General features: G+C 70.8%; 22 protein-coding genes and 1 pseudogene. 8 read left to right on the top strand and 15 right to left on the bottom strand.

Annotated elements, in window-relative coordinates:
* Window positions 1-37: 37 nt before the first annotated feature.
* The 7 genes from ACWEV0_RS26015 to ACWEV0_RS25985 form a co-directional block, all read right to left on the bottom strand.
* Window positions 38-1,531, bottom strand: coding sequence for a sigma-70 family RNA polymerase sigma factor (locus ACWEV0_RS26015; protein WP_453151891.1), 1,494 nt, complete (start codon window positions 1,529-1,531; stop codon window positions 38-40).
* A 118-nt stretch (window positions 1,532-1,649) separates the two neighbouring features.
* The gene (locus ACWEV0_RS26010; RefSeq protein WP_453151889.1) at window positions 1,650-1,940 is read right to left on the bottom strand and encodes a hypothetical protein; all 291 of its coding nucleotides are present in this window, start codon (window positions 1,938-1,940) and stop codon (window positions 1,650-1,652) included.
* A 128-nt stretch (window positions 1,941-2,068) separates the two neighbouring features.
* Window positions 2,069-4,294 (bottom strand): NADP-dependent isocitrate dehydrogenase, encoded by a 2,226-nt coding sequence (locus tag ACWEV0_RS26005; protein WP_453151888.1) that lies wholly within the window; start codon window positions 4,292-4,294, stop codon window positions 2,069-2,071.
* Window positions 4,295-4,345: 51 nt separating this feature from the next.
* Window positions 4,346-5,389 carry a phosphatase PAP2 family protein gene (locus ACWEV0_RS26000; RefSeq protein WP_453151887.1) on the bottom strand — a complete coding sequence of 348 codons (1,044 nt, stop codon included), beginning with the start codon at window positions 5,387-5,389 and terminating at the stop codon, window positions 4,346-4,348.
* Window positions 5,390-5,726: 337 nt separating this feature from the next.
* A complete protein-coding gene (locus ACWEV0_RS25995) occupies window positions 5,727-6,020 on the bottom strand; it encodes a hypothetical protein (RefSeq protein ID WP_453151886.1) in 294 nt (97 codons plus the stop codon).
* Window positions 6,021-6,104: 84 nt separating this feature from the next.
* The gene (locus tag ACWEV0_RS25990; protein WP_453151885.1) at window positions 6,105-6,425 is read right to left on the bottom strand and encodes a putative quinol monooxygenase; all 321 of its coding nucleotides are present in this window, start codon (window positions 6,423-6,425) and stop codon (window positions 6,105-6,107) included.
* Between the two features lie 46 nt (window positions 6,426-6,471).
* Window positions 6,472-7,323 (bottom strand): IclR family transcriptional regulator, encoded by an 852-nt coding sequence (locus ACWEV0_RS25985; protein WP_453151884.1) that lies wholly within the window; start codon window positions 7,321-7,323, stop codon window positions 6,472-6,474.
* Window positions 7,324-7,480: 157 nt separating this feature from the next.
* On the opposite strand from ACWEV0_RS25985, the gene ACWEV0_RS25980 reads away from it, so the two are divergent.
* Window positions 7,481-9,307 carry a VanW family protein gene (locus tag ACWEV0_RS25980; RefSeq protein ID WP_453151883.1) on the top strand — a complete coding sequence of 609 codons (1,827 nt, stop codon included), beginning with the start codon at window positions 7,481-7,483 and terminating at the stop codon, window positions 9,305-9,307.
* Window positions 9,308-9,389: 82 nt separating this feature from the next.
* Here ACWEV0_RS25980 and ACWEV0_RS25975 read toward each other — a convergent pair whose 3' ends face one another.
* Window positions 9,390-10,775 carry an MFS transporter gene (locus ACWEV0_RS25975; protein WP_453151882.1) on the bottom strand — a complete coding sequence of 462 codons (1,386 nt, stop codon included), beginning with the start codon at window positions 10,773-10,775 and terminating at the stop codon, window positions 9,390-9,392.
* Window positions 10,776-11,113: 338 nt separating this feature from the next.
* Here ACWEV0_RS25975 and ACWEV0_RS25970 point away from each other — a divergent pair, with 338 nt between their 5' ends.
* Window positions 11,114-11,335 (top strand): hypothetical protein, encoded by a 222-nt coding sequence (locus tag ACWEV0_RS25970; protein ID WP_453151881.1) that lies wholly within the window; start codon window positions 11,114-11,116, stop codon window positions 11,333-11,335.
* Between the two features lie 44 nt (window positions 11,336-11,379).
* Here ACWEV0_RS25970 and ACWEV0_RS25965 read toward each other — a convergent pair whose 3' ends face one another.
* The 4 genes from ACWEV0_RS25965 to ACWEV0_RS25950 form a co-directional block, all read right to left on the bottom strand.
* On the bottom strand, window positions 11,380-11,745 hold the full coding sequence (locus ACWEV0_RS25965; protein ID WP_453151880.1) for a hypothetical protein: 366 nt from the start codon (window positions 11,743-11,745) through the stop codon (window positions 11,380-11,382).
* Window positions 11,746-11,785: 40 nt separating this feature from the next.
* Window positions 11,786-12,301, bottom strand: a complete 516-nt coding sequence (locus ACWEV0_RS25960) for a hypothetical protein (RefSeq protein WP_453151879.1) — start codon at window positions 12,299-12,301, stop codon at window positions 11,786-11,788.
* 691 nt (window positions 12,302-12,992) lie between these two features.
* Window positions 12,993-13,277, bottom strand: a complete 285-nt coding sequence (locus ACWEV0_RS25955) for a hypothetical protein (RefSeq protein WP_453151877.1) — start codon at window positions 13,275-13,277, stop codon at window positions 12,993-12,995.
* 785 nt (window positions 13,278-14,062) lie between these two features.
* Entirely contained in the window at window positions 14,063-14,494 is a 432-nt protein-coding gene (locus ACWEV0_RS25950; protein ID WP_453151876.1) for a winged helix-turn-helix transcriptional regulator, read from the bottom strand.
* A gap of 49 nt (window positions 14,495-14,543) precedes the next feature.
* On the opposite strand from ACWEV0_RS25950, the gene ACWEV0_RS25945 reads away from it, so the two are divergent.
* The 3 genes from ACWEV0_RS25945 to ACWEV0_RS25935 all read left to right on the top strand — a co-directional run bounded on the left by ACWEV0_RS25945 (window position 14,544) and on the right by ACWEV0_RS25935 (window position 16,024).
* Window positions 14,544-14,945, top strand: a complete 402-nt coding sequence (locus tag ACWEV0_RS25945) for a DoxX family protein (RefSeq protein ID WP_453151875.1) — start codon at window positions 14,544-14,546, stop codon at window positions 14,943-14,945.
* 57 nt (window positions 14,946-15,002) lie between these two features.
* Window positions 15,003-15,488, top strand: coding sequence for a hypothetical protein (locus tag ACWEV0_RS25940; protein WP_453151874.1), 486 nt, complete (start codon window positions 15,003-15,005; stop codon window positions 15,486-15,488).
* 335 nt (window positions 15,489-15,823) lie between these two features.
* Complete coding sequence (locus ACWEV0_RS25935) at window positions 15,824-16,024, top strand: hypothetical protein (RefSeq protein ID WP_453151872.1); 201 nt, start codon at window positions 15,824-15,826, stop codon at window positions 16,022-16,024.
* A 79-nt stretch (window positions 16,025-16,103) separates the two neighbouring features.
* Here the strand turns inward: ACWEV0_RS25935 and ACWEV0_RS25930 are convergent, their stop codons facing one another.
* The gene (locus tag ACWEV0_RS25930) at window positions 16,104-16,619 is read right to left on the bottom strand and encodes a hypothetical protein (protein WP_453151871.1); all 516 of its coding nucleotides are present in this window, start codon (window positions 16,617-16,619) and stop codon (window positions 16,104-16,106) included.
* A gap of 58 nt (window positions 16,620-16,677) precedes the next feature.
* Here ACWEV0_RS25930 and ACWEV0_RS25925 point away from each other — a divergent pair, with 58 nt between their 5' ends.
* The 3 genes from ACWEV0_RS25925 (at window position 16,678) to ACWEV0_RS25915 (ending at window position 19,056) form a co-directional block, all read left to right on the top strand.
* Window positions 16,678-17,448, top strand: a complete 771-nt coding sequence (locus ACWEV0_RS25925) for a transposase (RefSeq protein WP_453151912.1) — start codon at window positions 16,678-16,680, stop codon at window positions 17,446-17,448.
* A 146-nt stretch (window positions 17,449-17,594) separates the two neighbouring features.
* Window positions 17,595-18,179, top strand: coding sequence for a hypothetical protein (locus ACWEV0_RS25920; RefSeq protein WP_453151870.1), 585 nt, complete (start codon window positions 17,595-17,597; stop codon window positions 18,177-18,179).
* Between the two features lie 25 nt (window positions 18,180-18,204).
* Entirely contained in the window at window positions 18,205-19,056 is an 852-nt protein-coding gene (locus ACWEV0_RS25915; protein WP_453151869.1) for a DUF5995 family protein, read from the top strand.
* 308 nt (window positions 19,057-19,364) lie between these two features.
* Here the strand turns inward: ACWEV0_RS25915 and ACWEV0_RS25910 are convergent, their stop codons facing one another.
* Together ACWEV0_RS25910 and ACWEV0_RS25905 are read right to left on the bottom strand one after the other, a co-directional pair.
* Complete coding sequence (locus ACWEV0_RS25910) at window positions 19,365-20,435, bottom strand: hypothetical protein (RefSeq protein ID WP_453151868.1); 1,071 nt, start codon at window positions 20,433-20,435, stop codon at window positions 19,365-19,367.
* A 276-nt stretch (window positions 20,436-20,711) separates the two neighbouring features.
* A pseudogene (locus tag ACWEV0_RS25905) lies at window positions 20,712-21,351 on the bottom strand (hypothetical protein); the annotation flags it as partial.

Genomic DNA, 21,351 nt, shown 5'->3' with positions numbered 1-21,351 from the left:
GGTGATCGGCGGCGGCCGGTGGCGGGGTTCTGGCCGGTCAGCGCAGCGGCGAGGCGAGCTCCTGCACCCAGACCGTGCCGTCGGGGCCGGGCACCGCGGCGATGCCGGTGTCCCGGAACCGGCAGTCGAGCAGGTTGGCGCGGTGGGGCGGGTCGGCCATCCAGTCCGCCACGACGGTCGTGGGGGCGGCCTGGCCGCGGGCCAGGTTCTCGGCCCAGGCGCTCCACGTGTAGCCGCCGGCCGTCATCCGGCCGCCCGGATCCGAACCGTCGGGTCCTTCGTGCCCGTAGAAGCCGCGCCTGACCATCTCCCTGCCGTACGCGGCGGCGACGGCCGTCAGTGCGGGGTCGACGCGCAGCGGGCCGCAACCTGCCGCCGCCCGGTGCCGGTTGACCAGCCGGTTCACCCGCTCCTCGGGGCTCGGTTCGGGCGCCCGGGTCCGGCTGGGGCTCGGCGTGCGCGGCGCGGTGGTGGACGGCCGGGGTGCCGGGACGGTCACGGTACGGCTCGGCGCGGGCGCGGTCGGCGTGGTGACGGCCGGCTCCGGTGCGGCCGCGGCCCGCTGTGCGCCGCGCTCGCCCGGCCCGAGCCCCGGCACGACGAGCACCGCGGCGCCCAGCAGTGCGAGCACTCCGGCCCCGACGAGCAGCCCGCGCCGCGGACCGCCCCCGGCCCTCGCGGGCGTCGGCGTCGCCTCGTACGCCACCGTCTCCACCGGCTCCAGCGTCTGCGCCGTGTTCGCCATGGGGTGGCCCCGCCCGGCCCAGGCCACCAGCGGCGGTACCAGGGCGAGGCCGACGAGCAGGCCCTCGGCGGGGGCGAGGCCGCTGCGGGCGGGCGCGCAGCGGCGGCAGCCGTCGAGGTGGCGGGCGAGGCGTTTGCGCCAGAGCGGGGAGGGGCGGCCGTCCCAGGCCGCGGTGGTCTCGGCGAGTGCGGGGCAGGGCGGCACGGCGGCGAGGGCGCGCACCACGGCGCGGCCGGTCTCCAGGCGCTCCTTCATCCGCTGGACGCGGACGGCGGCGTGCCGGGGCGGGACGTCGAGGGCGGCGGCCAGTTCGGCGCGGCCGATGTCGCCGGCCGCCTCCAGCCACCACAGGGAGAGCAGCTCGCGGTCGTCCTCGTCGAGCCAGCGGGTGGCCTCGGCGACCTCACGGCGCTGGCCGGTGAGGCCGAGGCGCAGGATGGCGAGGCCGGTGAAGTCGCCGGCCGGGTCGGCGAGGGCCTCGGCGTGCTCGAGACCGGGCAGCGGTGCCTGCTGGCGTTCCCGCCAGCGGTGCCGTATCCGGTTCATGGCGATGGCCACCAGCCAGGACCGGAAGCGGGCCGGGTCGCGCAGGCCGGACAGGCCGTCGAGGGCGCGGACCATCGTCTCCTGGACGACGTCGTCGACGTCGGCGTGGCCGTCCAGGGCGCGGCCGACGATGTTGTAGACGAGCGGCAGGAACGCCCGTACGAGCTCGTCACCGGCCCGTGCGTCACCCGCCCGCGCCGCCTCGACGAGCACGGCGGTGCGGTCCTCGACGCTGTTCATGTCCCGACTCTCCCCTGGTCTCCCACTGCGCCGGCCGCCGGTGCGGCCCGCCGGTCAGGAGACCACCGGGAGCGGTCACGACAACACTTTTACCGTCCCGCCTCCCGGCCGGGGTCCGCTACCCCGACAGGTGCGGCATGGTGGGAACGGTCGCCTTGGCCCCTGCCCGTACGGCCGCGACCACCAGGTCGTGCAGGTCCCGGCTCGCCTCCTCGGATCCGCAGGGGACCGGACTTCCCGACATGGTGAACCAGTCGGATGCGCCGCTGTACTGCACGGCCACGCGTGCCTCGCCGTCGATGTAGGTGGTGTGCACGGTCAGATCGCCCGTGAGCACACCGACCTCGTCGGTCAGCACCCCGCCACGCCCGGTGTATACACCGGCGGTCGTCCATGATGCCCAGCTCATCCATCCAGACTCACACCGGTACGCCGGATGCGCCACCGACGCGACCACCCCGGCCGGAAGCTGTCCGGCCGGGGTGGTCAGGCGTCACGGCGGTGTCACAGGACCGTCACCGCGGCTCCGCTCACGCTTCAGGCGAGGGTCGCGAGCGCCTCGTTGAAGGTGGCGGACGGGCGCATCACGGCCGCGGCCTTGGCCGGGTCGGGCTGGTAGTAGCCGCCGATGTCGGCCGGGGAGCCCTGGACGGCGTTCAGCTCGTCGACGATCTTCTGCTCGTTGGCACCGAGCGCCTCGGCGAGCGGGGCGAACGCCTTGGCGAGCTCCGCGTCCTCGGTCTGCTGGGCGAGCTCCTGGGCCCAGTAGAGGGCCAGGTAGAAGTGGCTGCCGCGGTTGTCGATGCCGCCGAGGCGACGGGTCGGCGACTTGTCCTCGTTGAGGAAGGTGCCGGTGGCGCGGTCCAGCGTGTCGGCGAGGACCTGGGCGCGGGCGTTGCCCGTGGTGGTGGCCAGGTGCTCGAAGGAGGCGGCCAGCGCGAAGAACTCGCCGAGCGAGTCCCAGCGCAGGTAGTTCTCCTTGACGAGCTGCTGGACGTGCTTCGGGGCGGAGCCGCCGGCGCCCGTCTCGAAGAGGCCGCCGCCCGCCATCAGCGGGACGACCGAGAGCATCTTGGCGCTGGTGCCCAGCTCCAGGATCGGGAAGAGGTCGGTCAGGTAGTCGCGCAGGACGTTGCCGGTGACCGAGATGGTGTCCTCGCCGCGGCGGATGCGCTCCAGAGAGAACTTGGTGGCCTCGACCGGGGACAGGATCCGGATGTCCAGGCCCTCGGTGTCGTGCTCCGCGAGGTACGTGTTGACCTTGGCGATCAGCTGGGCGTCGTGGGCGCGGTTCTCGTCCAGCCAGAAGACGGCCGGGGCACCGGTGGCGCGGGCGCGGGTGACGGCGAGCTTGACCCAGTCCTGGATCGGCAGGTCCTTGGTCTGGCAGGAGCGGAAGATGTCGCCCTCGGCGACCTCCTGCTCCAGGACCGTGTTGCCGGCGGCGTCGACGAGGCGGACGGTGCCGGCCGCGGCGATCTCGAAGGTCTTGTCGTGGGAGCCGTACTCCTCGGCCTTCTGCGCCATGAGGCCGACGTTCGGGACGGAGCCCATGGTGGCCGGGTCGAAGGCGCCGTGGGCGCGGCAGTCCTCGATGACGGCCTGGTAGACGCCGGAGTAGGAGTGGTCCGGGAGGACGGCGAGGGTGTCGGCCTCCTGGCCGTCCGGGCCCCACATGTGGCCGGAGGTGCGGATCATGGCCGGCATCGAGGCGTCGACGATGACGTCGGACGGCACGTGCAGGTTGGTGATGCCCTTGTCGGAGTCGACCATGGCGAGGGCCGGGCCCGCGGCGATCTCGGCGTCGAAGGACGCCTTGATCTCGTCGCCGAGGCCGTGCGGGATGGTCTCCAGGCCCTTGAAGATGGTGCCGAGGCCGTCGTTCGGGGAGAGGCCGGCGCCGGCCAGGACCTCGCCGTACTTCGCGAAGGTCTGCGGGAAGAAGGCGCGCACGACGTGACCGAAGATGATCGGGTCGGAGACCTTCATCATCGTGGCCTTGAGGTGCACGGAGAACAGCACGCCCTCGGCCTTGGCGCGGGCGACCTGCTCGGCGAGGAAGGTGTTGAGGGCGGCGGCGCGCATCACGGAGGCGTCGACGACCTCGCCGGCGATGACCTTGAGCGGGCCGCGCAGCTCGGTGACGGTGCCGTCGGCGGCGACGTGCTCGAAGCGGAGGGTGGTGTCCTCGGCGATGACCGTCGACTTCTCGGTGGAGGCGAAGTCGTTCTCACCCATGGTGGCGACGTTGGTCTTGGACTCGGGGGTCCAGGCGCCCATGCGGTGCGGGTGGGTCTTGGCGTAGTTCTTGACGGCGCCGGGCGCGCGGCGGTCGGAGTTGCCCTCGCGCAGGACCGGGTTGACGGCCGAGCCCTTGATCTTGTCGTAGCGGGCGCGGACGTCCTTGTCCTCGTCGGTCTTCGGGTCGTCCGGGTAGTCCGGCAGCGCGTAGCCCTGGGCCTGGAGCTCGGCGATCGCGGCCTTCAGCTGCGGGATCGAGGCCGAGATGTTCGGCAGCTTGATGATGTTGGCCTCGGGCTGCTTCGCCAGCTCGCCCAGCTCGGCGAGGGCGTCGGCGATGCGCTGGCCCTCCTCGAGACGCTCGGGGAAGGAGGCGATGATGCGCCCGGCCAGGGAGATGTCACGCGTCTCGACGTTGACGCCGGCGGTCGAGGCGTACGCCTTGACCACGGGCAGGAACGAGTAGGTCGCCAGGGCGGGCGCCTCGTCAGTGTGCGTGTAGATGATGGTCGAGTCAGTCACCGGGTGTGCTCCGCTCCACGTCTGCGTCTGCGTCTGCAAGATTGCTCGACATCAAGATATCTCGTGATCGGGCTCCTCGGGAAAGGGGTCCTCCTGATCTTCGGGAACGAGCCCCGCGAGGCGGTACGGGGCCGGGCCCGGGTCCAGGTCCACGTGCCGCAGCAGTCCGAGCAGAGCGAGGGCGACGGCGGCGCCGGTGCCGGCCGCGAGGGCCTGACCGCAGCGGTGGGCGATCCGGGGCAGCTCGGCGGGGAGCGGTCCGGTGCCGGGCAGGCAGTCGCCGAGCAGGTACGCGCCGGCGGCGAGCCCGCCGAGCGCGAGCAGCGCCAGCGGCACGGTGACCAGGAACCGCTTCGGCGGCAGGCCGCGCCGGCGCGCGGGGCGCACCTTGCCCCGGCGGGCGAGCAGCGCGGTGAGCGCGGCGAAGGCGGCGAGCACGAGCAGGTCGGCGGCGATGACGTCACCGGGGCGGTGGTGCCCGGCTGCGATCGTGTACGCGCCGAGGGCGGCGGCCCACAGGGCGGCGAGGCCGACGGCGGCGGCGCGCAGCCGGTGCGGGACGACGAGCAGGAGACCGAGGGCGGCGCCGGTGGCGAGCACGGAGGCGTTGCTGGGGAAGCCGCTCTCCAGGGTGGCGCCGGAGGCGGCGACGAGCCGGGGGCCCGGCGCGTACCGCTGGAGCACTTCCGCGACGAGCAGCGCGGCGGTCAGGGTGCCGAGGGCGGCGCCGGTGAGCGCGTACCGCTTGCGCAGCACGCCGACACCGGCGACCAGCAGCACGGCGAGGACCAGGGTGGCCGTCGAGATCCAATGGAGCGAGGGATGCTCGCGCAGGACGCGCGCGACGACGGGATCGGCGAGCCGGCCGGCGACCGCGGCCTCGCCCCAGCGCCGGCCGGTCGCGGTGAGCACGAGCCCGGCGTAGGCGACGGTCAGCAGGAGCGTCGCGGTGAGACAGAGGCGCCGCATGCGTATCCGGATGCGGGCACTGAACGATCCGGCGGCCTCACCGGCGACGGCGGCGTACCACCAGGTGTCACCAGCGGCGATGCTTCGCGCGGCGCCGCCGGTACGGGGCCTGTCGAAGGGTGCCATGCCTCGATTCGACCCCGGCAGGTGACGACGCGCCTGCTGGACGCACCCGAACGGCGCAGGTCAGGGCCGGGGGCGGGTTGGAGGGCCGGGGGTGGGACGAGACGGAGGCGGCTGGGCGGGGAGGGGCTCGGGCCAGGACCGGGTGCTCCACACGCGGGCGGAGTGGCCACGGGGCCCGGGACCGGCAACAGGCCGGGGAAGCCCCAAGGGACCAGGCCGGAACGGACCGGGGGCCGGGGCTCGGGGTCCGGGGGCAGGCCCCGGGGGCGAAACCGGCCGGGCAGGGTCCCGGGGGCGAAACCGGCCGGGCAGGGTCCCGGGGTGGGCCCGCAGTGGCTCAGCGCCGGAATCGTGCCAGCTGGGAGACGAACAGCAGAACGATTCCAACCAGCAGGAGGCCGGTCCCGAGCAGGGAGACGGCCACCCGGACACCGGCGCCGGCGGCCAGCGCGCTGCCCGCGTGGGCCAGCAGGGCGGCGCCCATGAGGAGTTGGCCGGATCCGTGCAGTGCCGGACGGACGACCTGGCCGCGCAGCCAGGGCAGGATCCAGCCGGCGCGCAGGGCGGCGGTGCCGCAGACCACCAGGGCGATCCCGATGACCGCGCTGGGTATGGCGATGTACGACGACATGGTCGCCCCCCTCGTCCGGGCACCACGCCCGGTCGGCGTGATCATGCCACAGGGGCGTGGCGCCCAGGAGCGAGGGCGGGGAGATCAGACGGTGAGCTCGCCCATGGGGCCCCAACCCTGCTGCGGGGTCTCGACGTTGATGATCTCGGGGGTGGCGGCGATGAGGCCGGACATGGCCTCCAGGCCGGCCTTGAAGTGGTCGGAGGCGACGTGCGCCGCGCCGGCCTCGGCGTCGGCGAAGCCCTCCAGGAGGACGTACTGGTTCGGGTCGTCGACGCTGCGGGACCAGTCGAAGAAGAGGTTGCCGGGCTCCGCGCGGGTGGCGCGGGTGAAGTCGGCGACGCGCTCCAGCCAGGTGTCGGCGTGTTCGGGGCGGGCGGTGAAACGTACGGCGATGAAGATCATGCGTCCATCGTGGGGCGCGGCCGCGGGTCCCTGCCAGCCGAGCGGTTCAGGATTCCGGCAGGGCCGGAATCCTCGTCCCGGCGAACAGGGGCGCGAAGAGGGGTACGGCGCCGGTGAGGGCCGCCCGGACCTCACCGTGCCGGCGCCGGAAGTCGGCGGTGGGGAGGGAGACGGAGAGCGCGAGCACGATCCCGTCGCCGCCTCGGCCGCCGTTGCCCCCGTAGCCGCCGTTGCCGCAGCCTCCGCTGCCGCCGTCGCGCGCCGGGAGCACGGTCGCGAGGCAGGTGTACGCGGGGTCCGCCTCCCCCACGGAGACCGCGAAGCCCCGCTCGCGCACCCGGGCCAGCTCCGCCTCGAAGCGGTCGGCGCTGGTGATCGTACGGTCGGTGAAGCGGGCCATGCCGTGCTCGTCGAGGTAGCGGCGGCGCTGCGCCCGGGACAGCCCGGCGAGCAGCGCCTTGCCGTGGGCGGTGGCGTGCGCACGCGGTTCGGGGCCTGGGACGAAGGGGTGGGAGGCGTCGGTGACGGGCGCGGTGGTGTCGAGGACGGTGATGTGGCCGCCCCGGTAGGCGGTGAAGTACGCCTCCGCGCCGGCGGTGCGGCGCAGGTGCGCGAGGAGTCCGGCGACGGGGCCCATGGGTTCCTCGGCGATGCCGTGATGACGCTGATAGGCGCGGTACAGGGCCGGGACGCGCGGCCCGGGTGCGTACCCCTCGGGGGTGCGGACCAGATGGCCGCGGGCGACCAGCGGTCCGGCGAGGTGGTAGACGGTCGACAGGGCGCAGCCGAGGGTGCGGGCCAGGGCTTTCGCTCCGACGGGCCGGCCGGCGTCGGCGACGGCGTCGAGCAGGGCGAGCGCGCGGTCGACGGACTGGGGGCCGGTGGAAGGGGTGGACACCGATCCACCTTAGGTCGCGAGGGATGAGAGGAGTCTCACCACGGTAAGAAAAGGGATCTTATAGACCCTTTGCCCCATTCGGCGTACGGTCGTGGAATGCCCCGAAAGGGGCTCCTCTGAACTTTTCCCCTTGTTTCCCACCGCACCGGGAGGGTGTGTGCGCCGCTCCACCACCGACCACGCCGCCGCGGGCCCGAACGGGCGCCGCGGCCACATACGGAAGGCGGCGCTCGCGACCGGCGCGGTCGCGGCCGTCGCCGGCGGACTGTACGTCGCGGGCCTCGTCGCCACCGGGGACGACATCTCCGACGGCACCCGGGTGAGCGGGATCGACATCGGCGGCCTGAGCCGCGCCGAGGCCGCGGCCCGGCTGACGGCCGCCGCCCCGGCCGCCTGGAAGGACCCGCTCCGGGTCACCGTCGGTGACTCCGCGACGACGGTGGACCCGGCGACGGCAGGCCTCACGGTCGACGTGAAGGCCACCGCGGACCGCGCGGCCGACCCGTCCCGCGACCCGTTCACGGTGATCGGCCGGCTCTTCTCGTCCAGCAGCCGGAACATCGAACCGGTCGTCGCCTTCGACGGTACGAAGGCACGCGCCGCCGTCGCGGACGTGGCGGAGCGGAACGACCGCACGGCCCGCGAAGGCGCCGTCTCCTTCGAGGACGGCAAGCCGGTCGTGACGCAGCCGCGCACCGGACAGAAGCTGGACACCGCGAAGGCGGTGGACGCGCTCCGTGCCGCGTACCCGGGCACGGGCGGCTCGGGCACGGACGGCTCGGGCCTTGGCGGCTCAGGCATCGGCGGCTCGGGCACCGGCAGCACCGGCAGCTCGGCGGCCGGCAGCTCGGCGGCCGTCGCGCTGCCGGTCTCGGTGACCCAGCCGAAGGTGTCCGCGGCCGAAGTGTCGCGCTTCGTCAAGGACTTCGCGAACCCGGCGATGTCCGGCCCGGTCACCCTCACCTCGGACGGTCGGCGGCTGTCCATACCGGCGGCCACGCTCGGCGACCACCTGAAGGTGACGGCCGAGGGCGGGCGGCTCACCCCCTCGCTCGACGCCCGCTCGCTGATCCGCGACCCGGACGTGGCCGGACCCCTGCACTCCTTCACCGGCGGCCCCGTCGAGGCCCGGCTCGGCGTGCAGAACGGCAAGGTCGTCGTCGAGCGCGACGGCCGCGCCGGCCGCCAGGTCTCGGCGAAGGCCCTGGGCGAGGCCGTGGAGCCGCTGCTCACCAAGGAGGGCACCGCGGCCCGTACCGCGCCGGTCGCCACCACCGCGACCGAGCCCAGGGTCACCGCGAAGAGCCTCGCCGACCTCGGCATCAAGGAACAGATGTCGACGTTCACGGTGCACTTCCCGACTGCGCCCTACCGAACGGTCAACATCGGCCGCGCGGCCCAGCTGATCAACGGCTCCCTCGTCCAGCCGGGCGAGGTGTGGAGCTTCAACCGCACGGTCGGCGAGCGCACCGAGGCCAACGGCTTCGTCGACGGCACCATGATCATGGACGGCCAGTACCAGAAGGCGCCGGGCGGCGGCGTCTCGTCGGTGGCCACGACCGTCTACAACGCGCTGTTCTTCGCCGGTGTCGAGCCGATCGAGCACGGCGCCCACTCCTTCTACATCGAGCGCTACCCGGCCGGCCGGGAGGCGACGGTGGCCTGGGGCACGCTGGACCTGAAGTTCCGCAACGACTCGGGGCACCCGATCTACATCAGGGCGAGCGCGACGGACTCGTCGGTGACGGTGAGCTTCCTCGGCACCAAGAAGTACGACTCGGTGGAGGCGGTGGCCGGCCCGCGCACGAACATCACGCCGCCCGGCGAACGCAAGGGCAAGCTGGGCGACAAGTGCGAGGTGCAGGACCCGCTGGAGGGCTTCGACATCAAGGTGGACCGGGTCTTCAAGAACGGCGGCACCGAGGTGAAGCGGGAGACGTTCAGCACGCACTACACGCCGCGGGACAAGGTGATCTGCGAGTGACGCGATGACGAAGGGCCCCTCCGGGAGGAGGGGCCCTTTCCGCTTCCTACGGCTCCTACCGCTCGTACCGCTTCCTCGCAGCTCAGACCTGGGCGCGGACCGGAGAGCCGGAGGGGGCGTCCTCGGCGACCTCCGCGAGATCCCGGTGCCGGGTCTCGCGGGCGCAGGCGAGAGCGATGACGGTGAGCACCGCGGCGGCGATCACGTACAGGGCGATGGGCGTGGAGCTGTCGTAGTCCGCGAGCAGCGCGGTGGCGATCAGCGGCGCGGGCGCGCCGGCGGCGACCGAGGAGAACTGGGCGCCGATGGAGGCGCCGGAGTAGCGCATCCGCGTCGCGAACATCTCGGAGAAGAACGCGGCCTGCGGGGCGTACATGGCACCGTGCAGGATCAGCCCGACGGTGACGGCGAGCAGCAGGCTGCCGAAGGTCCCGCGGTCGATGAGCGCGAAGAACGGGAACATCCAGACGCCGACCCCGACGGCACCGATGAGATACACCGGCCGACGCCCGAGCCGGTCGGAGAGCGCGCCCCAGAGCGGGATGACGGCGAAGTGGACGGCCGAGCCGATGAGGACGGCGTTGAGGGCGGTCTGCTTGGTGAGGCCGGCGTGCGTGGTCGCGTAGACGAGGATGAACGCGGTGATGACGTAGTACGAGATGTTCTCGGCCATGCGCGCGCCCATCGCGATCAGCACGTCTCGCCAGTGGTGCCGCAGCACGGCGACGAGCGGCAGCTTCTCGGCCTGGCCGGCGTCCTGCGCGGCGGCCTTGCGCTCCTCGGCGGCGGCGAGCGCGGCCTTGAAGACGGGCGACTCGTCGACGGACAGCCGGATCCACAGCCCCACCATCACGAGCACACCGGACAGCAGGAACGGCACCCGCCATCCCCAGGCCCCGAACGCCGCCTCGGACAGCAGCGCCGTCAGCGCCGACAGCACTCCGGTCGCCAGCAACTGCCCGGCAGGCGCCCCGGTCTGCGGCCACGACGCCCAGAACCCGCGCCGCTTGGCGTCCCCGTGCTCCGACACGAGCAGCACGGCGCCGCCCCACTCCCCACCGAGCGCGAACCCCTGCACCAGCCGCAACACCGTCAGCAGCACCGGCGCCGCCGACCCCACGCTGGCATGCGTCGGCAACAGCCCGATCGCGAACGTCGCCCCACCCATCATCAACAGGCTCAGCACCAACAGCTTCTTCCGCCCCAGCCGATCCCCGTAGTGCCCGAACACGAGCGCCCCGAGCGGCCGAGCGGCGAACCCGACGGCGTACGTGAGGAAGGACAGCAGCGTCCCGACGAGCGGGTCCGACTCCGGGAAGAACAACTTGTTGAACACCAGCGCGGCGGCCGACCCGTAGAGGAAGAAGTCGTACCACTCGATGGTGGTGCCGATGAGGCTGGCGGCGACGATGCGCTTGAGGGATCCGGGGGGCGTGGGAGGCGTGGGGGCGTGTGTTGCGGCGGCCATGTGCACCACTTCCGAGCGGGTGACGGGGACTGTTTCGTGTCGCCACACCGTAGGAAGGCGCAGGTCAGCCGCGTATGTGGTGGGACACCATAGTTCGCGGGGCGGGAGTGCGGGCGGCCACCATGCCGGTCCCGACAGGGACCTCCAGAGGCGCCTTGCAGCGCCCACAGGAGGATGTCACGTTTGCGTACTGCGCCCTACTTTGGAGGTAGGGTTCTGGCTCCCGTGCGGGTTTGGTGCTGACCCGGAACCCCATGTCACCACCCCTTCCGACCTCTCCCGTGCTGGTTCGGTGCTGACTACGGAGCGTTGAACCCGGGCATTCACGCACGGATCGGATGGCCATTGACGATCAGACGCGTGAGGCCGGCAGCCCGCAGGCATGGCGCGAGGCCGGTCTGGGCGCAAGCGCGGATATCGCCGAGCTGCAGGCCACCATCACCCGCCTCGAACAACGCGAGATCGCATTGACCCGCCAGCTCGGCGACCGGCAGGCCGAACTCGACGCCGCCCGTGCCGCGAACCGAGAGCTCACTCGGGCGCTCAACCATCGAGGATGACCAGCACAGGCGGCGGCCGAGCTGCAGCTCGGGGCCGGGCTGAGTCAGTCCTGCGGAATGCCGAGTTCGCGGGCGAGCTCCCGGACAAGGTGGTAGCCGCCTGCCAGGTCGATGTCCGTGAGTTTCCGCAGCCGTTTGATGGCGGCGGTGCTCTGGCCCTGCTGCAGCATGGTCGTCATTTCGGCGACGACGTCCGCGGCGGCGGACCGCAGGTTCACCAGGCCCTCCGCGTACGTCGAAGGCAGACGGCGACCCTGGGCCAAGAGCTCCGCGGCCCTGACGGCCGGTACGAGGCCGAGACCAGAGTGCCTGCGCAGGCGCCTGAGCGCCTTGTTCCTGTGCCCGGCCTTGAGCAGTTCCACGGCTTCCCGCTGCACGCCGTCGTCCACCGGCGTGATCAGTGCTGCCATGTCGGCTTCATCAGCTGTCATCGTGCCGGCCTCCGCCCCTTCAGGAGCACTGCTTCTGGATCTGGTCGATACCGAGGACGGCGCCGGCGAGACCGCCGAGCGTGGCACCCAGCTCGCTGAGCTTCTCCTCGCCCTTGGCGACGCGGATCAGGAGGTACGCGGCGTTCTTCACGCCGCCCGCCTTCGCGATGAAGGCCTTGAGCTTGAGTATCTTCGCCGCCGGTATGGCGCCGCTGGCGAGCGCACCCACGATGGCGGTCCCGCATTTGACGCCCTGCCACAGGCCACGGGTTTCCGGCTGGAGAAGCAACCGCTCGCCGAGGTATGCCCGCACGGCGGCGTCTCCCTCGGCGATGACGGCATCGGGCATCGCTTCCACGACCTGCAGGGCCTTCGCGAGCAATGCGGCGCTGGTGTCCTCCGAGCTTGTGGTCGTGCTCTGTCCGGGTCCCCGGTCGCCTGTTGCGGCGAGGGCGACCGGGGCGGCCCCCAGGACGAGGGCCGCGGCGGTGAGTCCGGCGATGGAACGGCTGATGATGCGCTGACGGCGGTTCACAGATTCCCTTCCGTAAGAGGATTCGCGGCTGCACCGGAAGACGGAGAAGGGGCGCGGCTCGCCCACCCGCGGATGCCGGAGCAACCTCGCGGAACGAACCTGGCATATGACGCGAATCGACCGGAAGGAGATAAGTAAGATTGGCAGGATATTTGGGACTTTAGTCCTGCGCTGATGACAGCCTGGACGGCAACCGGCTGTGCCCGAGCCGCCTGGCGCCGCCGCACTCCCTTCGGCCGGTACCCGGTTCAGGCCTGCCGGCGACTTCACCTTGGACGCTGTGCGACAGGCCTCACGGGCGGGCGACGCGTCGACGTAAAGCCGCTGCAACTCGAGTAGCACGCCCCTACGTTGCTCGGGCGGCCGGCCGCCGCAGTCGGGCAGACGAACCGCCGCGGGCCAGGGTGAGACCAACCAATGGGGGCTCGTGCGCCAGCGGCGCTAACGCTCGGACACAACCGATCCCGAACGGGCCGCAATCCACGACCAGGCACACAGGTTCAGGCGGCCCGACGCGCCACTGCTGACGGGCCGACAACGCCCACCAGCCTCCTGACGCTGAGACCTGCTGAACCGCCCGCGATTCCAGGGCAGGTGGCAGGACGCAGTTACGGGACGCAAGCGAGTGGGGCTGCGCCTGCCGGCGCCAGCCCCACTCTCCGACTTGCCTTCGAAGGCCGCTTCTGAAGCGTCAGCCGAAGATGACAGAGCGGACCTTGACCCTCTCGCCCAGAACCCTGCCCGGGCTCATGACGACGGAGACGTCGCCCTTGCAGTCGAAGTCGAGGAACACCGTCGCGGTTGAGTCGGTGAGATTCTTCGGCGCGTACGCGGGGTCACTTGCAGTTGCGCCGAACAGGTTGACGCACACGCCGCTCGTGGGGTCAGTGAGGCCATGGGGCACACCCGGGTACGGGCCTGTCTGGTACTCGAATTCGCCGACGGCCGCATTCGACGAAGCGGGCACGGCGATCACCAGTGCGAGGGAACCGAGGGCAGCAGCGACGGAATGGCGAAGACGCACGAGGCAGTCCCTTCACTCGGGGCGGGGCTGGCCCGCGGCCAGCCTCTCAGCAACAAACATGCCCCACCGGCGCAGGCCTCGTGGTGAATCATTCCGTCCGCAAAGGAGTGATCACACAGCGCACAGAAGGCGCCTCGGCGCATACCACGCCCCTTCACGCGCTCCGCCATCCGAGTGGCGCCACACATCAACCCAGGGTTGTCCGCCCGGGCGGTCGCGTTGGCCGGGGGCCGTCGGGCACCGACACGGTGCCACGGGGCACTGACAACCCGGCCGGCCAGGACGGGGCGTGCTCTTGCGAGTGATCCGAGCCAGCGAGCAGGGCATGCCGCGCTGGTGAACCGCTACGGTCGCGTCCCGCTCGCGACCTGGGGCGGCTCACGTCGTGTTTTCGCAGGTGACGGCGCCTATCGCCGCTGCCACGGTCATCACCGTCGCGATCTTCGACGCCCCTAATACTCCAGCTGTAGTTCTTGATCACTGTTGCGGAGCGACCTGTCGTTGCCGCCGCCCGTCGTCGATCGTGGGTGGCCTCATCCGTGCCTCTGCGCCGGGCGGACTGGAAGGCTGAGCGGACTGGTACGTCCCTCAGGGTTCGGTTGCGGGAGCGCCTTCAGGACCAGGGGCTTGACCCTGAGGTGACGGTCGTCGTTGGCCTCTTGCAAGAGGGCCCCGATCACGAGGACGGCCAAGTCTCCGGCGACGGCAGGGTCTACAGGTCCAGCCTCTCCTATTGATCAGAAACGGCTCGGGTTCTCATCAACATGAGGGGTCTTCACCGGGGTCGCCTGATCCGCCTCGATGGTCCTGGCCGCCTCGGCTGCTTCCCGGAAGGTGACGACCGCCTCGCCGTTCTCCCGCGCCCATGCGGTGAGCATCCTGATGGGCTCCTCCAGGGTTCGCCCGAGATCGGTCAGGCCGTACTCCACGCGCGGCGGCGCCTCGGCGTACGCGTGCCGCTCGACGAGCTCGTTGGCTTGGAGCCGGCGCAACGTCTGGGTCGGTACCTTGCGCGAAATGCCACCGCTCAGCTCGACCAGCTCGCCGTGGCGCAACGGGCCGTCGGTCAGCGCGAAGAGCGTGACCATGGACCACTTGCTGGCGATGATCTCCATGGCCAGGAGAGCGGGACAGCCGGCGAGGAAGGCAATTCCGGGTCGCAGGCTCATGCCCCGAAGGTTACCTGGAGGTACCTGACGGCCGCCTATCGTCGTCGAGGTGCGCACGCCCCCTTGCTCGCATCTCGCACGATTGAGGTTTCAGCCATGTTCGTCTCCCTTTGCCGTCGTCACCGTGTTCATGTCGGCGCTTCTCCTGGTATCGGCCGGGGTGCTCGGTGATGTGCCGCGTCCGCAGAGACTTGGCCAGATGTCCACCCTCGGAGTGCCGCAGAGCATGATGGCTTTCCTGATCGGGGCTCAGATCGCGGGCGCGGCCGGTGTGATCGCCGGACTCTGGTGGGGACCCGTCGGAATCGCCGCCGCGATCGGCCTGACGCTCTATTTCGCCGGGGCGGTCGCGTTCCACCTGCGCGTCGGCGACCGCAAGGGCGCGTCTCCGGCGGTGGTCCTCACTATGGCCTCCGTCGCCCTGATCGTGCTGCGTGCTGCGGCCCTCTGACAGCGGACACCCGGTCTGACGCCGGCCTGGCTGGAGAAGAGGCTCGACGGCCTCGCTGTGGGGATCCGCCGGGAGGCCGAGCGCTGGAACCGCACCCTGCGCGACGGCGCACCACGCACCCGCCCTCGCGACCAGGCCACCGTCTGGGCATACCTCAACGCCGTACGCTCCGCGCTGCTGGACTGGTCCACACGCTACGACCACCTACGCGAGGTCACCCGCGGCGACCTCCTCGCCCACGTCAAGACCCTCCATGGGCACGAGCGCCACCAGACCCTCGTCGCCTTGCGGTCCCTGTTCGACTGGGCGAAGAAGAATGGCATCGTCTTCCGCAACCCCACCGCCCGTATCAAGGTCGGTACGGTCGAGTACTCCGTCCTGCAGCCCCTGCTGCCCCAGCAGGTGACCCGGTCCGTCGAGGCGGTCCGCAGCCCGGCCGCTCGCCTCGCCCTCGTCCTCGCGGCCTCCCAGCCGGTGCGGGTGATCGTCACGGGGTGGTTCCTTCCGTGGGTATGCCGAAGGGAGCCTTCGGGGAGACAGTGATGCCCGGAGGGCTCCCTTCCCTGTGGTCGGCGTACTGGTTGCCTGGTCGGGTCAGCGGTTGGTGAAGTCGCGCAGGCGATCAGCGAGGCGCTGGTCGGGCGGGCCGGCTATGCCGTCGGCGTCGGCGGCCTGCCGAGTGATCACGGCCGGGCCGCTGGGCGACTCCCCGCAGTTCGAGCCGGCCCTGGAAGCGACACGGGTGCCCCGGCTCGGGCTCGGCAGGCCGCGCAAACGCCCTGACCGGGTCCATGCCGACAAGGCATACGACTCCCGCAGCGACCGGCCCTCCCTGCGCAGACGCGGGGTCAAGGCCACGATCCCGGTCCCGGCAGACCGTGTCCGCAACCGGGCTCAAGCGCGGCTCGCACGGCGGGCGGCCACCGAAGTTCGACAAGGACGACGACAAACAGCGGCACGCGGTCGAGTGCGGAATCAACCGCCTCAAACGCCACCGGACCGTCGCCACCCGATACGACAAACTCGCCGTCCGCTGCTTACCAACCGTGCTGGTCGCAGCCATCAACGAATGGCTGTGACCAGCACTTTCACAACAGGCCCCTAAGGGTTGTCCCGTAACCCGAGGAGTTGTGCCACGGCCCTCTGGCCACGAGGGTCTCAGGCTTGGTCGTGGCTCGCTGAGGCATTGCGATCACGCTGCTGGGTGCTGGACGACTTCCGCCACTGGTCCACCACGTCGTCCACTTCATCCAGGGCAGGATCGCGACTTCCGCTGGGCGCGTAGGCCGGTGACCGGTCAGCGCGTAGTGGCAGATGTGCGCAGTACCAGGCCCGCCGGGCACCGGCTATCTCTGTGGTCGTGCCCGTGCGGAGATAGCCGAGCAGTGCTGTCATGACCCTGCGGCGCCCGAATGCGTAGAGCGCCGGCTCGACGAACCAGCGGCAGAAGCTTGGGTCCGGGTCGTAGACAGCAGCAGCCATCAGCGGATCGAAGAACTCCTCGGGCAAGGTGGCGCGTTCCAGCAGTGGCCTTCGTGCGGCTCCGGCCAGGTGCCGCGCACGTCGGTCTTCAGGCACGTCGACCGCAGCCTCAAGGTCCAGCAGGCGAGCCACTTCGGCTGCGCATGCAAGGAATGTACGTGTGGATGCCTCGTGGCGGTCGCCTTCGCTCATGGCAGGATTTTCGACCACGGGCCTGAGCAGAAGTGGTCGCATGAGCGAGATGATCTCGATGTGGGCTGGTGTGATCACGGCGTCGGAGCCGTCCTGGATAGCCCCGTTCTCCGGGCTGAGCCCGCGCACCTTCGGGAAGCTGGTGACGCTGCTACGCCGCGCAGGTGCGGACACGGCCCGCAAGGGGCCGTGGAGCCTTCCGCTGGAAGACCGGACCCTGCTGGTCACCGCCTACTGGCGAACCAACCTGACCATGCGGCAGCTCGCCCCGCTGTTCGAGATCTCGAAGTCGGCGGCGGACCGGATCATCGACGACCTTGGACCGATGCTCGCGCTCCAGCCCCGCAAGCGGTTCGCGAAGGACACCGTGCTCATCATTGACGGCACCCTGGTCCCCACCCGGAATCACACCGTCGCCGAGCGGTCGAAGAATTACCGGTACTCCACCAACCACCAGGTCGTCATCGACGCCGACACCTGCCTGGTCGTCGTGGTCGGCCGGCCGCCGGCCGGGAACCGCAACGACTGCAAGGCATGGGAGGAGTCCGGCGCCAAGGCCGCCGTCAGCGGAACGACCACGATCGCCGACGGCGGCTACCCAGGCACCGGACTGGTCATCCCGCACCGCCGCAAGCGCGGCCAGAGTGAACTCCCGGACTGGAAGGAGGAACACAACAAGTCCCACAAGAAGGTCCGGGCCCGCGTCGAGCACGTCTTCGCCCGCATGATGACCTGGAAGATCCTCCGCGACTGCCGCTTGAAGGGCGACGGCGTCCACCACGCCATGCTCGGCATCGCACAGATGCACAACCTCGCCCTCACCGGATAGATCAGCGGGTCACACTGCGGCCAACCATGTCCGAGACGACTCGTAGATCATTTACGGGACAGCCCCTAGCCCGGCCGAAGGAGTAGCCGGCGCCGAAGCCGAGCCATCCGGAGTTCCTCACGGGGTGTGATGCTACGCTACGCATCGTGACAATGGAGCCCGAGGGCATCCCTCGAAACCGCACGACCGCGCCCAATCACGTCTATTACTTCGACATCGGCACTGGCACCTGGCGGGGAAAGGCCACCTTCCGCGTCACCGATTGGCGTCGTCTGATGAGCAGCCGCATCGGGTTCACGAACAAGCTGCTCGCGACCGCCATGCACGTCATCGAGCTGCTGACCGGCGCACCACAGCAGGACTCGAAGATCACGGCGAAGCCGGACGAGGGCGAGTTCGGTGAGGCTGACAACGTGCTCAGGATCTCCAAGTTCGGCGTGACCCTGTACCTCCTGGAAGAGCAGTACGTACTGGCCAGCAACGGGACCGGAGTCAACATTCGAGCGCGCGAGAGGCTCGGCCCTGTGCCGGGCCTGTTCACGCGGAGCTTCACCTACACCGCGGAAATCAGCGACGAAGGGAGGGCGGCGACCTACCACATGCCGCTCCTCGCAACCCCTTGGATCGGGAAATACCGGGTCGCAGCCGACCGCCAGAGCATCTTCGCGGAATTGCTGTGCGACTGGGGCAGGGCGACCGAGGACACCCGTCGGATCAGCGCGCCGGCTTAGCGGGCGCGGCAGGAAGGTACTCCCGATGACCGCCGAGCCCATGCTCCCCGTCGAAAAGGTCACCAGGATCGCCGAATTGCTGGCCGACCGGGTCAGGCAGTACGACACCGCACGCGATCGCCGGGCCGCGTTCGCCTACACCTACTTCCGCCTCACGAAGACGCTCGCCACGGCCTTGGACACGGGCACCCCTGCGTTCAACGAGCCGCCGTGGGTCGCCGAGCTGTGCGAGACGCTCGCATCGGCCTACTTCAGTGCGATGGACAGCATCGACGCATGGCTGGCGGGACGATCCGGCCGACCCGGTGGATCCGGTGGCTCAGCAGACGAAGTCCGGCCTGGTGATCTGCCGGACTCCATCCCTCAACCATGGCGAGACGTCTACGCCGCTTCGAGCGTCCCGCGCTCCTACATGCTGGAAGACGTGCTGTTTTCCATGATGGCGCACATGTCGTACGACTTGCCGAAGGCCTTGCGGCACCTGGCGACGACGTCCACGGACAAGCGCAACCACGTCGCGGACTTCCAGCGCATGAACGACGTGCTGGCGTCCTGCATCGACAGGGTCCAGGACGACCTGGCGTCCAGGTACATCCATGCCGTCAGCGATTTGGACAGGCTGTTCACCCGGGACGACGAGCTGTTGAGCAATTACGGGATCCGGGTCGCACGGGGCCTGGCCTGGTTCAACTGCGACCGGCTCATGGACCCGGACTCGGCCGAGGACGCGGCGCGGTCGATCAGCAGGAGCACCGCCGCGCTCATCTCAGAGATCCGCTCCCCCGACGACCGGAAACTGCGCGCCGGCTTGTGGATCCTGCGCAGGGTGATTCCGGATCGCCGGCACTGGCCCGCAGCGGGTGCGCCCATCGTGTGACGTCGCCCCAGGTCAGCCCGTGGTTCGGGTGCGGGTCACGGGGAACCACAGCTGAGCGTCGTTCTGCTTCGGGTCGTCCCTCGCCGGGCGGGTGCGCAGGATCTCCGGCCGGGGCGGTACTCGTACGGGTTGGACGGGATCCACTGGGCGGCCACGGCGACATTGCGGCCTCGATACGCCTCGGCGTCGAACACTAGGGGCCGGCCGCTGGAGGAGCTCCCGCCGCCAGGCGACGTGCTGAGGCGCGGGCCCGTGGTGAGCTTCACCTGTGCCTGCCAACAGACCGAGAGGGAAGTCTCAGCCGTTCCTCACTCCCGCTTCTGTGGGGTTCGATCGGCCTCCTCCAGGGCGGTACGCCACGCACCGGAAAGCGCGATCTTCTTGAGCTGGTCGAATCCCAGAGCGGGTTCTGCGCGCGTTCGGGGAAGGCGGTAGGCACTCGCGTTGAGTTCGGTGACGGCGACGCGCAGTCCGTCGGGGCGCCAGATGTCCACCGACCACTGGACCGCGCCTTCGCCTCCCTTCTCCGGGTGGCTCCGGGCGAGTTTCACGCGCACTCCGTCAGGTTCCGTGGTCGCCCCCTGGAAGAGCTTCGTCAGCGCCTCGTCATCCGGCTTCCATTGCTGCACCGTGACCGCGACCAGGCATTTGCCCTGCCCGTCGTCCACCGTCAGATGCCCGTAGCCCGGCGCGCCGCCGCTGTCCGCCGTCTGCAGGTGGCCGGGGAGCGTTCGGCTGATGACGTCGGTGACCTTGCTCGCGGGGAGGGACTGGAAGGACGGCGTCGAGGTGGAACCCCGGGGAGGTGCGGGCAGGGCGGCCAGTACGGGCTGCCACGCCGCCGAGACCGCGATGTCGGTGAGCTGTCGCACGCTCAACGGCGGAGTCGGGCGGCTGGGAGAGGCGTGCCGGTCGTTCAGCGTGTTGGACACCGAGACGGTGACCACGCTGCCGTCCCGGTCGGTGCGCACCGCTGTCCATCGCCGGCCCGCGGACGGCTTGGTCTCGTCGGCCGGGGACTTGTCGAGGATGAGCGTGGTGCCGTCGTGGAGGTGTGTGAGGGTGCAGTGGCTGAAGGGGTGCTCGGAGAGATCCGGGCATTGCGACAGCTGAGGGGGCAGTGGCAGCGGGAAGCGGCCCACCGAAGCCGACACCTGGCCGAGTCCGCTGGCGTCCCTGTAGGTGAGGATCGCGGGAGCGAAGGGTTCGTTCGCCCCGGCATCGGCCTCGGGCACGACCGAGCCCCCTCCCGACGGCAGCAGGGTTCGCAGAACCTGGTTCACCGAGTGCGGGCCGGGTTGGGTTCGGGACGAGGAAGAGGAAGAGGAAGAGGAAGAGGAATGGGAGGACGAGGAGGAGCAGCCGGTCACGAAGACCACGCAGACCAGTGGCGCGGTCAGGGCCGCGTACCGGGCAGTGCGCCGACGCCATGAGTCGACGGCGCCTTCGGCGGACACCCTCATACGGATCAACCTTTCAGCTCGGGTAGGTGAACGGGGCGCGGAGCAGCCCCATGCGGCGCCGCGCCCGTCGCTTCCGCTCCCGTACGCCCGGCCTCTGCGGTGCCTTCACAGCGGCGCGCAGGGCACGTTCCGCACCGGAACCACGTACCGCCCGAAGGAGGGGAACGGCGCGAGAGAACCGCGAAGGTACGACTAGCCCGGGATCACGCTCCACGCCGTCACGGCGGTCGGCATGACCACAACCGCGTGCGCCTCTGCCGTCTCCGCGCGGATGCGGCCGAGGAGCGTGTCCACGTCGCCGATCGTCTCCGCGAGCTCGCCGGCCCGGCAGTTGCCGGGCAGAGGCGCCTGGGACAGGGCACGGTAGGTCTGGACGACGAGAGGAAGCACCGTGTCGTCCTCGGTGCCGCCCATCGGTGTCGTCGCCGAGAGGCCGGGCGCGGCCAGGCCCGCCTGCCGGAACAGCGAGTAGAGGCGCGCGCCCGTTCCCAGGCTGCTGCCGTTCACCGTGAGTGCTGCGGCGATGGTTTCCAGCACTGCGCCGGTCAGCGGGGTGTGGGGTTCCACCCGGAGCGGGAAGTTGTCGAAGTCCTGGAAGGCCACGAGCCCTCCGGGGCGGACCAGACCGGACAGCCGGCGCAGTGCCGTGACCGGGTCGGCCAGGTGCCCCAGAACCAGACGGCCGATCACGGCGTCCACCGGTCCGCCGAGTTCGGTGTCGACGTCCATGTCGACGTCGGGCATGTGGCTCCGCACGGCCGCCGGTACCCGGGTCCAGATCAGCGCGGTCCGGCACCGCACTGTTCCGGCGACGGTCCACAACCTGACCGTG

The sequence above is a fragment of the Streptomyces sp. NPDC003943 genome (assembly GCF_053605265.1).
This window is presented reverse-complemented; position numbering and strand designations above follow the sequence as displayed.